This window comes from Luteimonas rhizosphaerae (assembly GCF_002849595.1).
GTDB classification, from domain to species: domain Bacteria; phylum Pseudomonadota; class Gammaproteobacteria; order Xanthomonadales; family Xanthomonadaceae; genus Luteimonas; species Luteimonas cellulosilyticus.
Map to the genome: position 1 here is coordinate 65738 of NZ_NRQR01000005.1, position 14645 is coordinate 80382.

Consider the following 14645-nt stretch of genomic DNA (forward strand, 5'->3'; position numbering starts at 1 on the left):
CTCCACATTGGGGCAAAACGCGCGAGCGTGCCAGCGGTTGACACGCCGCGCGACGGATTGCGGCCAGCTGATGGCATGGGTCGGCGTCACAGGCCAACGGGTACTATCGGGCGGTTTTCCGACCCTGCCAGGCGCTCCTCGTTCATGCATTCGCTCCCCCGCGTTCCATCGTGTCTCCGTTTCGCCGTCCCCGTCCTGTCCTGTGTCCTGCTGCTCGCGGGCTGCGGCGGCGCCGCGCAACCCACGCCTGCGCCTGGCGCCGGTAGCACCGCCGTGCCGGTGACAACGGCCACGGTCCAGACGCGCGAGTGGAACGATTCGATCGCCGCGCTCGGCACCGTGAATGCGCGCGAGTCGGTGACCGTGACCGCGAAGGTCAGCGAGACCGTCGAGCGCGTGCATTTCGACAGCGGCGATCGCGTCGCGGCCGGCGACGTGCTGGTCACGCTGTCGGGCAACCAGCAGCAGGCCGCGCTGCGCGCGGCCGAAGCGGCCCTGACCGAGGCGGACCAGCAGTACGAGCGCGGCAACGAACTGGTCGGCCAGCAGCTGATCGCGCGCGCGTCGATCGACACGCTGCGCGCGACCCGCGACAGCGCTCGCGCCAACGTCGCCGAGATGCGCGCCGACATCGGCGACCGCACCATTCGCGCGCCGTTCGCCGGCGTGCTCGGCCTGCGCCAGGTCAGCCCGGGCGCGCTGGTGACGCCGGGCACGGCCATCGCCACGCTCGACGACCTCTCGACCGTCTACGTCGACTTTCCGGTGCCGGAAGTGCGCCTGGCGGCGATCGCCGCGGGCCAGCGGGTGTTCGGCAGCAGCGCGGCCTATCCGGGCGAGGACGTCGAAGGCGTCGTGCAGATCGTCGACTCGCGCGTCGATCCCGATACGCGCGCGGTCGCGGTGCGCGCCGCGTTCGAGAATCCGGACGCCCGCCTGCGCCCCGGCATGCTGATCCAGGTGCGTCTCGAGCAGCGCCAGCGCCAGGCGCTGATGGTGCCGGAGATCGCGGTGATCCAGGTCGGTCGCGACACCTTCGTCTACCGCGTGCTCGAGGACGAGACCGTCGAGCAGGCGCCGGTCACGCTCGGCGTCCGCGGCCAGGGCCTGGCCGAGATCGTCGAGGGCATCGAGCCGGGCACCCGCATCGTCATCGACGGCACCGGCAAGCTGCGCCCCGGCATGAAGATCGTCGAGGGCAGCGTGCAGGAAGCCAAGTCGCAGACGGCCGAAGATCCGGCCGCGGTCGAGGGTGACGCCCCATGAAGATGTCCGATGTCGCCATCAAGCGGCCGGTGTTTGCGGTCGTCATCAGCCTGCTGCTGGTGGTGCTCGGCATCATGTCCTTCAGCCGGCTGACCCTGCGCGAGCTGCCCAACATCGACCCGCCGATCGTCTCGGTCGACGTCGCCTATGCCGGCGCCTCGGCGGCGGTCGTGGAAACCCGCATCACCCAGATCCTCGAAGACGCGCTCGCCGGCATCGAGGGCATCCGCACGATCGAATCGCGCAGCCGCAACGGCCGCGCCGACGTGACCATCGAGTTCAACCTCACGCGCGACATCGAGGCCGCGGCCAACGACGTGCGCGATGCGATCAGCCGGGTGATGGACCGCCTGCCGATCGAGGCCGACGCACCGGAGATCTCCAAGGTCGAGGCCGACGCCGACGCGATCATGTGGCTCAACCTGCGCTCGAGCACGATGAACACGCTCGAGCTGACCGACTACACCGACCGCTACGTGCTCGACCGGCTGTCGTCGCTCGACGGCGTCGCGCGGGTGCAGCTCAGCGGCAGCCAGCGCTATGCGATGCGGATCTGGCTCGACCGCGACGCGATGACGGCGCGCGATGTCGCCGCGGCCGATGTCGAGGCGGCGTTGCGCAACGAGAACGTCGAGCTGCCGGCCGGCAACATCGAATCGGAGACCCGCGACTTCACCCTGCGCGTGGAGCGCGGTTACCGGGAGCCCTCGCAGTTCGCGCAGATCCCGATCCGCCGCGGCGACGACGGATACGTGGTGCGCATGGGCGACGTGGCCCGGATCGAGCTGGGTTCCGCCGAGCGCCGCTCCTACACGCGCAGCAACTCGGTGCCGAACGTCGGTCTCGGCATCGTCCGCACCTCGACCGCGAACGCGCTCGACGTCGCACGCGCGGCGCGCGAGGAAGCCGAGCGCATCCAGGAGACACTGCCCGACGGCACCGACTGGCTGTTCCTCGGCAGCCTGCGCGCCGCGATCATTCCCGCCGTCACCGCGCCGGTCTGTCTGATCGCCGCGTTCACCGCGCTGTACATGTTCGGCTTCTCCGTCAATCTGCTGACCCTGTTGGCGCTGGTGCTGTGCATCGGCCTGGTCGTCGACGACGCGATCATCGTGCTGGAGAACGTGCAGCGGCGTGCCGATCTCGGCGAGCCGCCCCTGGTCGCCGCGCGGCGCGGCACCGCGCAGGTCGCCTTCGCGGTCATCGCGACGACCGCGGTGCTGGTCGCGGTGTTCCTGCCGGTCGGTTTCATGGAAGGCAATTCGGGACGGCTGTTCCGCGAACTGTCGGTGACGCTGGCCGGTGCGGTCGCGCTGTCGGCCTTCATCGCGCTGACGCTGACGCCGATGATGTGTTCCAAGCTGGTGCGGCGCCACGAAAAACCGCGCGGGTTCAACAAGTGGATGACCCGGCAGCTGGACCGGCTGAGCAGCAGCTACGGCGGTCGCGTGTCGGCCCTGGTGGGCATGCGCAGCAGCCGGTTGATCCTGGCCATGGCGCTGGCGATGGGCGCCTGCGTCGTCGTGGCGCTGCTGCTGTTCTGGCGCGTGCCCAGCGAACTGTCGCCGGCCGAGGACCGCGGCCGCTTCTTCGTCTCGGTCGATGGCCCCGAAGGCGCCGGCTTCGACTACACCGTCGACCAGATGCAGCAGGTCGAGGCGATCTTCGCGCCGCTCGTCGGCGACGATCGACCGATCGAGCGCGCCAACTCGCGCGTGCCGCGCGGCTGGGGCGGTAGCGAGGAGATGCACAACGGCCAGGTCATCGTGTTCCTGCAGGACTGGCGCGACCGCGAGGTGGCGACGACGGAGATCGTCGAGGACCTGCGCGCGAAGTTCGCGGAGCTGACCGGCGTGCAGGTGCGCGCCAACGTGCCCGGCGGTCTGATCAGCAGCCGCGGCCAGCGCTACCAGCTGGTGCTCGGCGGACCCGACTACGCGGAGATCGCCATCTGGCGCGACCGCATGCTGGCGCGCATGCGCGACAACCCGGGCATCCAGGATCCGGACTCGGACTACAAGGAAACCCGTCCGCAGATGCGCGTCGACATCGACCGCCCGCGCGCCGCCGATCTCGGCGTCTCGGTGCAGGAAATCGGCCGCACGCTCGAAACCATGATGGGCTCGCGCCAGGTCACGACCTTCGTCGACAACGGCGAGGAGTACGACGTGCTGCTGCAGGCCGACCGCGAACGGCGCATGACGCCGTCCGATCTGACGGACACGTTCGTGCGCGGCCGCGATGGCGCGCTGGTGCCACTGTCGAACCTGGTCACGCTCAGCGAGGTGGCCGAGCCCGGCAGCTTCAACCGCTTCAACCGCCTGCGCGCGATCACCATCAGCGCCGGTCTCGCGCCTGGCTACACGATGGGCGAGGCGATCGAGTGGACCCGCCAGGTCGCGTCCGAGGAGCTGCCCGATTACGCGCAGGTCGACTGGAAGGGCGAGAGCCGCGAATTCCAGGAGGCTGGCGGCGCGGTGCTGCTGACCTTCGCGATGGCGCTGCTCATCGTCTACCTGGTGCTGGCCGCGCAGTTCGAGAGCTTCGTGCATCCGCTGTCGATCATGTTGACGGTGCCGCTGGCGGTGCTCGGCGCGCTGATCGGATTGTGGGCGACGGGCGGCACGCTGAATCTCTTCAGCCAGATCGGCATCGTCATGCTGATCGGTCTCGCGGCGAAGAACGGCATCCTGATCGTCGAGTTCGCCAACCAGTTGCGCGACGACGGCCGCAGCGTCCGTGACGCGATCACCGAAGCCGCGGCGGTGCGCCTGCGCCCGATCCTGATGACCGCGGCGGCGACGATGGTCGGTGCGGTGCCGCTGGTGGTGGCCGGTGGGCCGGGCTCGGCGAGCCGCGCGACGATCGGTGTCGTCATCATCTTCGGCGTCGGCTTCTCGACCCTGCTGTCGCTGTTCGTCGTGCCGGCGTTCTACGCGCTGCTGGCGCCGTTCACGCGTTCGCCGGAAGCGCTGGCGCACGAGCTGGAACGCCTCGAATCCGAGACGCCGGCGGTCAGCGGCCATGCCTGACGCCGCGCGCTGGGATGCGGTGCGCCTGGACGGCGACGGCTTCGTGCTGCGTCGCTGGCGCACCGGCGATCTCGACGCGCTGCTGCGGCATGCCAACGATCCAGCCGTCGTCCGTGGCCTGAGCCACCGCTTCCCGACGCCGTACACGCGCGCGGACGGCGAGGCGTTCCTCACCGGGCACGTCGTGGATTTCGGCGATCCGTTGTTCGCGATCGAGATCGACGGCGCCGCCTGCGGCGGCATCGGCGCGCGTTCGGGCGTCGGCGAGCGCGCGCAATCGGCCGAACTCGGGTACTGGCTCGGACAGGTTTACTGGGGGCGCGGTCTGATGACGCGCGCGGTCCGGCTGTATGCGGACTGGGTCCTCGACGCGCTGCGGCTGCACCGATTGCAGGCGACGGTGCTGGCCTTCAACACCGGCTCGGCCCGCGTGCTGCAGAAGACCGGGTTCATCGAAGAGGGCTGCATGCGCCACGCCGTCGTCAAGGACGGCCAGGTGCACGATCTGCGTCTGTTCGCCCGCACGCGGGCCACGATCGACTGAGTCGGCGTTTCGCGTTTGCGCGCGATTGATGGAGAATCGGGACGCCCCGCCGTCGCGCGGGCCGTCTTCAATCCGGGGAGCGCCGCGTGGAACAGATCGTCAACTCACTCAATGGCCTCATCTGGAGTCCGCCGCTGATCTGGCTGTGCCTGGGCGCCGGCCTGTACTTCACCGTGCGCACGCGTTTCGTGCAGGTCCGCCAGGTCGGCGAGATGCTGCGGCTGATGCTGGCCGGCGACAAATCGGACGCCGGCGTGTCCTCGTTCCAGGCGCTGGCGATGTCGCTGTCGGGACGCGTGGGCATCGGCAACATCGCCGGCGTCGCGACGGCGATCGCATTCGGCGGTCCGGGCGCGGTGTTCTGGATGTGGGTGATGGCCTTCCTCGGCGCGTCCACCTCGTACATCGAATCGACGCTCGCGCAAATCTACAAGGAAAAGGACGACAACGGCCGTTACCGCGGCGGCCCGGCCTATTACATCGAGAAAGCAATGGGCCAGCGCTGGTATGCCTGGCTGTTCGCGATCGTCACCATCGTCGCGGCCGGGTTCCTGCTGCCGGGCGTGCAGGCCAACGGCATCGCCTCGGCGGCGCAGAACGCCTGGGGCATGGCGCCCGCGGTGACCGCGGCGATCGTCGTGGTCGGCCTCGGCTTCATCATCTTCGGCGGTGTCAAGCGCATCGCGCGCTTCGCCGAGATCGTCGTGCCGTTCATGGCGCTGGCCTACATGCTGGTCGCGCTGGTCATCATGTTCCTCAACGCATCCGCGGTGCCGGAGATGTTCGGCCTGATCTTCCGCAGTGCGTTCGGGCTCGAAGCGGGTCTCGGTGCGGTGCTGGGCCTGGCGATCGAATGGGGCGTCAAGCGCGGCATCTACTCCAACGAGGCCGGCCAGGGCACCGGGCCGCACCACGCCGCCGCGGCGGAGGTCTCGCACCCGTCGAAGCAGGGTCTGGTGCAGGCCTTCTCGGTCTATGTCGACACGCTGCTGGTGTGTTCGGCGACGGCCTTCATGATCCTGTCGACCGGCATGTACAACGTCATCGCACCGGCGGGCGAGCTGCTCTACGAAGCGCTGCCCGGCATCGCGGTCGGACCGGGCTATGCGCAGGCGGCGGTGGAGTCGGTGCTGCCCGGTTACGGCGCGAGCTTCGTGGCCCTGGCGCTGTTCTTCTTCGCGTTCACCACGATCATCGCCTACTACTACATGGCGGAAACCAACATCGCCTATCTCAACCGGCGCATGCACCGGCCGTGGATGACCTTCGCCCTGCGCATCGCCATCCTCGCGGCGGTGACCTTCGGCTGCATGCGGACCGCCGAGATGGCGTGGACGCTGGGCGACATCGGCGTCGGCCTCATGGCCTGGCTCAACATCGTCGCGATCCTGATCCTGCAGAAGCCGGCGCTGCTGGCGCTGCGCGATTACGAGGCGCAGCAGAAGCTGGGACTCGATCCCGTGTTCGACCCCGACAAACTCGGCATCCGCAACGCCGACCTGTGGCGCAAGGAGCCCTGAGATGACCAAACCCCGTTGGCCTGGTGGCAGCCAGGACACGCCGCGTCCGCCCGCGCCGGGTCGCGAGAGCCCGTGGGGCGCGCGTGCGCGTCCGTCCACGCCGGCGCCCGAGCCGCGCGCCTCGGCGCCGCGGCCCGATGTCCGTATCGACGCGCCGGACGCCGGTGACACGGAGGACCGGCGCGAGATGCGCCTGTACGGCCGCAACGCGATCGAGGCCGTGTTCGCCCGGCGCCCCGAGGCGATCCGCAAGGTCTATCTGCTCGAGGCGCGCATCCCGCAGCTGCAGCCCCTGCTGAAGTGGTGCGCGGCGAACCGGGTGGGCTATCGCGTCGTCGCCGAAGAGGACCTGCGCAAGCTCGCCGCCAGTTCGCATCACGAGGGCGTGGTCGCCGACGTGCTGCGGGAGATGCCACTGTCGCTGGGCGCCTGGCTGCAGGCGCTGCCGGCAGGGCCGCAGTGCGCCTTGTGGCTCGACGGCGTGGGCAATCCGCACAATCTCGGCGCGATCCTGCGCTCCGCTGCGCACTTCGGCGCCGGCGCGGTGCTGCTGCCCAAGACTTCGCCGCTGGCGCTGTCCGGCGCGGCGGCGCGTGTGGCCGAAGGCGGCGCCGAAGCGCTGCCGTTCGTGCGCCTGGGGCGCGAGGACAATGCGCTGGCGCAGCTGCGCAGCGCCGGTTTCCAGCTCGCGGCGACCGTCGTGAGCGGCGGCGACAGCGTGTTCGCCACGGCGCTGCCCGACCGCCTGGTGTTCGTCATCGGGTCCGAAGGCGAGGGCATGGATCCCGCCCTCGCCAAGGCCTGCGACCTGCGCCTCGGCATTCCCGGCAGCGGCAAGGTCGAGAGCCTCAACGTCGCGTCGGCGACCGCGGTGCTGCTCGCGCAGTGGACGGCGACGCGCGCCGGTCTCTGACGGACGCCACCACCCTGCGCCGTCCCTTGCTTCGCTCGGGACGGCGGCGACATCGAGCGGGGTTCGTCTCCGCCAGGATCAGTCGGCGGTAGCGGCCTTCGGCGCGCTGCCGAAATGCTCGGTCGATTCGGCCGCCAGCCAGGCGAACACCGCGTAGGCCGCCGTGTTCTGCGCGACCGCGTCCGGGTCGACCTTGTCGAGCGTGTCATCGACGTTGTGGTGCAGGTCGAAGTAGCCGGTGCCGTCCTGGCCCAGCCACGCCCAGGCGCCGCCCTTGGCCGCCAGCGGCGAGATGTCGGGGCCGGGGCCGCCCTTGTCCGGAATCAGGTCGATGCTCAGCGGGCGCAGCGTTTCGGCGATCGCTTCGGTCGTCGCGCGCATGCCGGCCGGCGCGCTGGTGTTGAAGCCGTAGATGCGACCGGCGCCGAAATCGCTCTCCGCGCCGATGACGTGGCGGGCGATGACGTCGGCGCCGCCGTGCGCATCGGCATAGGCGCGCGCACCGAGCAGGCCCTGTTCCTCGTTGGCGAACGCGACCACGCGGATCGTGCGGCGCGGCCGCTGCGGCTGCTGGGCGATCAGGTGGCCGGCGGCCATGGTAATGCCGACGCCGGACGCGTCGTCGACGGCCCCGGTGCCCAGATCCCAGGAATCGAGATGGCCGGCGATCAGCACGATCTCCTCCGGCGCGTCGCGCCCGGTCAGTTCGGCGATGACGTTCTGCGAGGTGTAGTCGCCGTTCCAGCCGACGTCCAGCGCCAGTCGCACCTCGACCGGCCCGAGCCGCAGCAGGCGCGCCAGCTGGTCGGCATCGGGCAGCGACAGCGCGGCGGCGGGAATCGGCGTGACGTCGGCATCGAAGCGGGTGATGCCGATATTGGCAACCCGGTGCGGGCTGGTGCCGATCGAGCGCATCAGGAAGCCGCTGGCGCCCTTGCGCGCGGCCAGCGACGGGCCGCGACTGCGGACCGGGCCTGCGGCGCCGTAGGCGCTGCCGTCACGCGACCGCGCCATCGGCACGTCGACGAAGGCGATCCTGCCGGCCAGCGTCGCCGGGTCGGCCGCTTCCAGCGCCGCGATGCTGTCGAAGCGCACGAGCGCCGCGCTGACGTCGCCGGCCGGGCTGCCGCCGAGCGCGGTGATCACCAGCGGCTGCGCATTCGCACCGAGGACGGCGGCGTGTTCGCTGCGGCGCTCCCACTTGGGAAACGTCACCGGCTCGGTCCAGACCTTGTCGTAGCCCAGCGCCTCGAAGCGCGCCTTGGCCCAGGCGACGGCGCGTGCATCGGCTTCGCTGCCGGGCAGGCGAGGCCCGACTTCGGTCGTCAGCGATTCGATCAGCGTGTAGGCGGTGGTGTCGGCCAGCGCCTGTTCGCGCAGCCGCTGCGCGGTCGCGAGCGCGGCGTCCGTCAGCGGCGCGATGTGCGCCGGCGCCGCACGCGTCGACGGCGACTGCGCGAAGGCGGGGGGCGCGACCAGCAGCGCCGCCGACAGCAGGGCGGCGGACAGGGGCTTGAGCTTCGACGGGGCAACGCGCATGCAACTCTCCAGGCGGTGAACGGAAACGGGGCCGCGGCATTGTCGCCTGCGGCCCCGTGGGATGCGATGTGCAGGAGGTCCGGCCTGCAACGCCGGTGCGGGACTTACTTCTGCAGCGAATCGCGGATCTCGCGCAGCAGCTTCACTTCCTCGCTCGGCTCGACCGGCTTCTGCGCGACCGGCGCTTCGGCCTGCTTGCGCTTGAGGCGGTTGATGACGCGCACCGCGAGGAAGATCGCGAACGCGACGATGGTGAACTGGATGAGGGTGTTGATGAAGATGCCGTATCCGATCGTGACCGCGGGAATCTCCTCGCCGGTGGCGGCATCGAGCGTCGCCGCGCGCAAGGTGATCGCGAGTTCGGTGAAATCGACGTTGCCGATCAGCATTCCGATCGGCGGCATGATGATCTGGTCGACCAGCGCGGTGACGATCTTGCCGAACGACGCGCCGATGATCACGCCCACGGCGAGATCGATGACGTTGCCTCGGACCGCGAATTCGCGGAATTCTGCGAGCATGCCCATGGTCGGAGCCTCCTGCTGGATGAAAGACGCGGCGGACTATAGCGACGGGTGAGTGATGTCGCAGTGCAGTTCGAGCACGTCGTCGAGTCGCGCGACGCAGCGGTCGCCGGGCTGCAGTGCGGCGACGCCGGCCGGCGTGCCCATGAACACCAGATCGCCCGCACGCAGGGCGTAGAGACGCGAGAGTTCGTGCAGGATCTCGGGCACGTCCCAGATCAGCTGGTCGAGCGTCGAGGTCTGACGAACCGTGCCGTTGACCTCGAGCGACAGCGTGCGCGGCGCGAGCGTGCCGATGTCGGCGGCGGGCACGAGTTCGCTGATCGGCGCCGACGCATCGAAGCCCTTGGCGGTGTCCCACGGCAGGCCCTTGGCCTTGGCCGCGGCCTGCAGGTCGCGGCGGGTCAGATCGAGGCCGACGCCGTAGCCGAACACCAGTGCGCCGGCCTGCTCGACGGGCAGGGGACCGGCCGGTGCATCGCGGCCGAGTGCAACGACCAGCTCCACTTCGTGATGCAGGTCGGCGGTCGCCAGCGCATACGGCACGTGGTCGCCGGTGACGATCGCATCGGCCGGCTTCATGAAGAACACCGGCGTGCCGCGATCGGCTTTCGAAGCCGGCGCGGTCGCGCCCATCTCGCGCGCGTGATCGGCGAAGTTGCGGCCGACGCAGTAGATCCGACGCACCGGGAAGGTGCCGCCGCCGCGGACGGGCACGCGCGGCATCGGAGACGGGGCGACGACGTCGCGGATCGGATCGGTCATGGCAGCTCCCACCGGCGCCGGCGGCGCACGGCTTGCAGTGAGGAGGACACGCGGGCGCACGACCGCGCCACGCGGATGCGGATCAGCGCAGCAGCGGATCGCGGTCGCGGACGACGCGGTATTCCGCGTCGACGACGCGTGCATCGCGCACCGGCGTCGCACGCGGACGCAGCACCAGGCGGCGGGCGACACCGAGCAGTATCATCGCCGCGCCGACGAACAGACCGACCACCAGCAACACACCCAGCACCGCGACGCCGATCAGGCCGAGCGCGACGCGCAGCAGCGGATGCCGCGGCTTGCGCGGCGCGAACATCGCGCGGACGCCGGACGCATCGAAACGGGCATGGAGATCGCGGAAATAGGGGTTCGGCATGGGCGGATCAGGGCTCGTGACACAATGATGACCTCGCGGTCGATGCCGCCAGTATCGGCCGACGGGCCTGCGGAGATGTAATGCAGTCGTTAAATCCACGTGATGGCGCCAGTCCGCTGCTAGCCCTCGAGGCGCTCCCCGACGGCGGTTTCAGCGAGGTCGAAGTCGATCTGGACGGCGATGTCGAATCGCTGCTGCTCTACCGCGATGGCGATACGGTGCGCGGCTGGCTCAACATCTGCCCGCATGCCGGGCGGCGGCTGGACTGGTCGCCGGGCCAGTTCCTGCGCTCCAGGGACGGGCACCTGGTGTGCGCCGCCCATGGCGCCAGTTTCTCGCTCGCCGACGGGGTCTGCGTCGCCGGCCCCTGCAAGGGCGAATCGCTGCGCGCGGTGCCGCTGGCGGTCCGCGACGGCCACGTGCTGCTGGCGGCGTGACCGGGCGGGTGGTCAGAACAGCAGGTTGACCATCAGCACGACGATCGCGGTGTAGAGCAGCGAGATCGGCAGCCCGATCCGCCACAGGTCGCGCGCCTTGTAACCCGCCGGGCCGATGATCATCGACATCACCGGGTTCGACTGGGTCATGAAGTTGTTCGACGCCGACAGCGCGACGATGAGCGCGAAGGCGGTCGGATTGCCGCCGACCGCGAGTGCGAGGTTGATCGCCAGCGGCACCACGACGATCGTCGCGCCGACATGGCTGATGACCAGCGAGAACGCCGCGGTCAGCAGGGCGACCGCGAATTCCAGCAGCCAGATGGGTACCCCCGCGGGCATGCGCTCGATCGTGTGACCGGCGACCCAGGCCGCCGCACCGCTGGAATCCATCGCCCAGCCCAGCGGAATCAGGCAGGCCATCAGGAACACGGTCTTCCAGTTGATCGCGCCGTAGGCCTCGTCCATCTTCAGCACGCCGAACACCAGCATGCCGGCGACGCCGGCCATCAGCGCGACCGAGGTCGGGATGCGCGACGACAGCGCGATCATCATCGTCACCGCGAAGATCGCCATCGCGATCTTGAACTTGTGCGGCCGCTGCTCGCCCTTGGGGTAGTCGGTGACGATGACGAAGTCGAGCGACTTCGCGGTGCGCGCCAGGTCCTGCCAGATGCTGTGCACGACCAGCATGTCGCCCGCCCGCAGCGGCGTGGTGCGGATGTCGTCGCGCAGCACCGTCTTGTCGCGGTTGATCGCCAGCAGGCGCACGCCGTATTTCTTGCGCAGTTCGAGTTCGGACGGCGTCTTGCCGATGAACTTCGACGTCGGCGGCACCACGGCCTCGGCGATGCCGGCGCGGCTGGGATTGAACAGGTCGCCGAAGTTGCGCAGGCGCGTGCTCATGCGCAGGAACTGGTTCTGGGCGAAGTCGGCGACCTGCTGGCGCGGGCCCATCGCGCCGAGCACGCTGCCCACCCAGATGCGCGCGTCCGCCGGCGGCGCCAGTCGCGAATCGTTCTCCGACTTCAGCGCCAGCAGCACCGGCGCGTCGTGGATCGCTTCCGCCTCGCCGAAGGTCATGCCCACCAGCGGGCTGTCGGCGCCGACGACCAGCTCGAACACCTCGCCTTCGATGCCGTAGGCGCTGGCGAAATAACTCTGGGTGCGCGCGGGCGTGACGTTGGTTTCGCTGGCGCCCGCCTCGTCGTCGCGCAGCAGGCGGCTGCCGCGGAAGTGGAAATAGGCCAGGCTGGCACCGAGCAGGGCGAGGCCGATCGGCATCGGCGCGAACATGTTCAGCGATTCCAGCGTCGCCGAACCGGAAGGCAGATTGGCGTTGGCCGCGGTCAACAGGTCGTTGAGCAGGATCAGCGGCGAGCTGCCGACCATCGTCAGCGTGCCGCCCATGACGATCGCGACGCCGATCGGCAGGAACAGCTGCGCGAGCTTCATGCCCGAGCGCGACGCCAGCCGCGCCGCGACCGGCATGTACAGCGCCATCACCGAGGGGTTCTGCATCACCGAGGAGTTGAGGCCGGCGATCGCCGAGGTCAGCAGCAGCATCCGGTCCTCGGCGCCCTTCGAGCGCCGCAGCAGCCACGCGGCGAGCCGGTTCAGCGCGCCGGTGCGGTCGAGGCCGGCGCCCAGGATCATCGTCGCGATGACGCTGATCGTCGCGTTCGACGAGAAGCCGTTGAAGACGTCTTCCGGCGCGACCAGGCCGGTCAGGCCCAGCATTACCAGCACCACCAGGGCCACGAGGTCGGCGCGCACGCGCTGGAACAGGAACAGGACCATCGTCAGGAAGACGAGGCCCAGCACGATCTGCATGTCGGTGGTGAGGGCGAGACCGGTGTCCATCAGGCAGCGGATCCGGTGCGCGGCGCGCGCGACGGGATACGCAGCACGGTGCGCTCACGCGGGCGGCGCACCCGACTCATCCGCAGGGCCCGCGCTGCACGCAGCTCGACGACGACGGGCCGGACGGTCGGGCGCACGGGCGCGGGCGTCGCGCATCGTCCGGGCAGGTCACTCAGGCCGTCCTGTCGTAGAGCAGATCCCAGACGCCATGGCCGAGCTTCTGGCCACGCGTCTCGAAATGGGTCTGCGGTCGCCACGCCGGACGTGCGACATGGCCGCGCGTACCGGCTCGGTTGGTCAGGCCATCGGTGGCGTCGAGCACGTCCCACATCTGCTCGGCATAGTCCTGCCAATCGGTCGCCAGGTGCAAGCGGCCGTCGGCGGCGAGCTTGCGCACCAGCAGCGCGGCGAACGCCGGTTGCACGAGGCGGCGCTTGTTGTGGCGCTTCTTGTGCCAGGGATCGGGGAAATAGATCCGGATCTCGTCGAGCGCGCCGTCGGCGATCTCGTGTTCCAGCACTTCCACCGCGTCGTGGTGGTAGACGCGGACATTGCCGTTGCCGTCGTCGGCCAGCGCGTTGAGCACGCGGCCGACGCCCGGCGCATGGACTTCGATGCCGATGTGGTCGCGCGCGGCGTCCATCCGCACCGAGTGGCGCAGTGCGTCGCCATTGCCGAATCCGATCTCGACGATGCGCGGGGCGCGTCGGCCGAAGGTGGCGTCGAGGTCGCGCGGCGTGCCGGTGTAGTCGAGCCCGAAGCGCGGCCACTGCGCATCGAAGGCGCGCTGCTGGGCCGGCGTGAAACGGCCCTGGCGCAGCACGAAGCTGCGGATCTCGCGCCGGCCTTCGGTCATCGTGAACGGCTTCGGCGGCGCCTTCGCGCCGTCGCTGGAAAACGGATCGGTCATGCGCGGTCCCGCTGGTGGCGCGCCAGCGTCAGCCTGGCCGTGGTCGGGATCACGGCGGGCCGGTCATCCGTCCGTCCGCCGATGCGCGCGGCCGTGCCGCGTGACGCACGCGGGCTCACCCGATCAGACCATCGACCGGCGACGAGGCGCTGGCGTAGCGCTTGCGCGGAATGCGGCCGGCCAGGAAGGCCTCGCGGCCGGCCTCGACCGCCTTGCGCATCGCGCTGGCCATCAGCACCGGATCGCGTGCGCCGGCGATCGCGGTGTTCATCAGCACGCCGTCGCAGCCCAGCTCCATCGCGATCGCGGCATCGGACGCCGTGCCGACGCCGGCGTCGACGATGATCGGCACCCTGGCGTTCTCGATGATCTCGAGCAGGTTGTACTTGTTCTGGATGCCGAGGCCGGAGCCGATCGGTGCGGCCAGCGGCATCACCGCGGCGCAGCCGATTTCCTCGAGGCGCTTGGCCAGGATCGGATCGTCGCTGGTGTAGACCATGACGTCGAAGCCGTCCTTGACCAGCTGTTCGGCGGCTTTCAGCGTCTGCACCACGTCGGGAAACAGCGTGCGCTTGTCGCCCAGCACCTCCAGCTTGGTCAGCGTGTGGCCGTCGAGCAGCTCACGCGCGAGCCGGCAGGTGCGCACCGCGTCCTCGGCCGTGTAGCAGCCGGCGGTGTTGGGCAGGATCGTGTAGCGGTCCGGCGGCAGCACGTCGAGCAGGTTGGGCTCGCCCGGGTTCTGGCCGATGTTGGTCCGGCGGATCGCGACGGTGACGATGCGGGCGCCGGCGGCCTCGGTCGCGGCGCGGGTCTCGTCGAGGTCCTTGAACTTGCCGGTGCCGGTCAGCAGGCGGGAGTCGTAGGTCGTGCCGGCGATGGTCAGGCCGGTGTCTGCGGTCGGGGAAGTCGTCATGCGCCGATTATCCCCCATGCGCGCGGGCGCGTCCGTCGTGAGG

The 14645-nt window shown here is 70.0% G+C and carries 13 protein-coding genes; 6 read left to right on the plus strand and 7 right to left on the minus strand.

Annotated features, from left to right (window positions below):
* Positions 1 to 144: 144 nt before the first annotated feature.
* The 5 genes from CJ022_RS02605 to CJ022_RS02625 all read left to right on the plus strand — a co-directional run bounded on the left by CJ022_RS02605 (position 145) and on the right by CJ022_RS02625 (position 7275).
* Positions 145 to 1266 (plus strand): efflux RND transporter periplasmic adaptor subunit, encoded by a 1122-nt coding sequence (locus CJ022_RS02605; protein ID WP_101925141.1) that lies wholly within the window; start codon positions 145 to 147, stop codon positions 1264 to 1266.
* Positions 1263 to 4298, plus strand: a complete 3036-nt coding sequence (locus tag CJ022_RS02610) for an efflux RND transporter permease subunit (RefSeq protein ID WP_101925142.1) — start codon at positions 1263 to 1265, stop codon at positions 4296 to 4298. Before CJ022_RS02605 ends, CJ022_RS02610 begins: the two co-directional genes overlap by 4 nt.
* On the plus strand, positions 4291 to 4842 hold the full coding sequence (locus CJ022_RS02615; RefSeq protein WP_101925143.1) for a GNAT family N-acetyltransferase: 552 nt from the start codon (positions 4291 to 4293) through the stop codon (positions 4840 to 4842). The genes CJ022_RS02610 and CJ022_RS02615 overlap by 8 nt, the downstream gene beginning before the upstream one ends.
* An 86-nt stretch (positions 4843 to 4928) precedes the next feature.
* Positions 4929 to 6362, plus strand: a complete 1434-nt coding sequence (locus CJ022_RS02620) for an alanine/glycine:cation symporter family protein (protein WP_101925144.1) — start codon at positions 4929 to 4931, stop codon at positions 6360 to 6362.
* Between the two features lies 1 nt (position 6363).
* The gene (locus CJ022_RS02625) at positions 6364 to 7275 is read left to right on the plus strand and encodes a TrmH family RNA methyltransferase (protein WP_101925145.1); all 912 of its coding nucleotides are present in this window, start codon (positions 6364 to 6366) and stop codon (positions 7273 to 7275) included.
* A 78-nt stretch (positions 7276 to 7353) separates the two neighbouring features.
* Here CJ022_RS02625 and CJ022_RS02630 read toward each other — a convergent pair whose 3' ends face one another.
* From CJ022_RS02630 to CJ022_RS02645, 4 genes are all read right to left on the minus strand, one after another.
* A complete protein-coding gene (locus CJ022_RS02630) occupies positions 7354 to 8814 on the minus strand; it encodes a M20/M25/M40 family metallo-hydrolase (protein ID WP_101925146.1) in 1461 nt (486 codons plus the stop codon).
* Positions 8815 to 8918: 104 nt separating this feature from the next.
* The gene (gene mscL, locus CJ022_RS02635) at positions 8919 to 9341 is read right to left on the minus strand and encodes a large-conductance mechanosensitive channel protein MscL (RefSeq protein WP_101925147.1); all 423 of its coding nucleotides are present in this window, start codon (positions 9339 to 9341) and stop codon (positions 8919 to 8921) included.
* A 36-nt stretch (positions 9342 to 9377) separates the two neighbouring features.
* Positions 9378 to 10103: a fumarylacetoacetate hydrolase family protein gene (locus CJ022_RS02640; protein WP_101925148.1), complete on the minus strand. Its 726-nt coding sequence runs from the start codon at positions 10101 to 10103 to the stop codon at positions 9378 to 9380.
* Between the two features lie 82 nt (positions 10104 to 10185).
* A complete protein-coding gene (locus CJ022_RS02645) occupies positions 10186 to 10479 on the minus strand; it encodes a hypothetical protein (protein ID WP_101925149.1) in 294 nt (97 codons plus the stop codon).
* An 80-nt stretch (positions 10480 to 10559) separates the two neighbouring features.
* Here CJ022_RS02645 and CJ022_RS02650 point away from each other — a divergent pair, with 80 nt between their 5' ends.
* Positions 10560 to 10916, plus strand: a complete 357-nt coding sequence (locus tag CJ022_RS02650; RefSeq protein WP_101925150.1) for a Rieske (2Fe-2S) protein — start codon at positions 10560 to 10562, stop codon at positions 10914 to 10916.
* 12 nt (positions 10917 to 10928) lie between these two features.
* Here CJ022_RS02650 and CJ022_RS02655 read toward each other — a convergent pair whose 3' ends face one another.
* From CJ022_RS02655 to CJ022_RS02665, 3 genes are all read right to left on the minus strand, one after another.
* Entirely contained in the window at positions 10929 to 12779 is a 1851-nt protein-coding gene (locus tag CJ022_RS02655) for an SLC13 family permease (RefSeq protein ID WP_101925151.1), read from the minus strand.
* Between the two features lie 172 nt (positions 12780 to 12951).
* Positions 12952 to 13689: a tRNA (guanosine(46)-N7)-methyltransferase TrmB gene (trmB, locus tag CJ022_RS02660; RefSeq protein ID WP_101925152.1), complete on the minus strand. Its 738-nt coding sequence runs from the start codon at positions 13687 to 13689 to the stop codon at positions 12952 to 12954.
* 115 nt (positions 13690 to 13804) lie between these two features.
* Entirely contained in the window at positions 13805 to 14602 is a 798-nt protein-coding gene (locus CJ022_RS02665; RefSeq protein WP_101925153.1) for a thiazole synthase, read from the minus strand.
* Between the last annotated feature and the right edge of the window lie 43 nt (positions 14603 to 14645).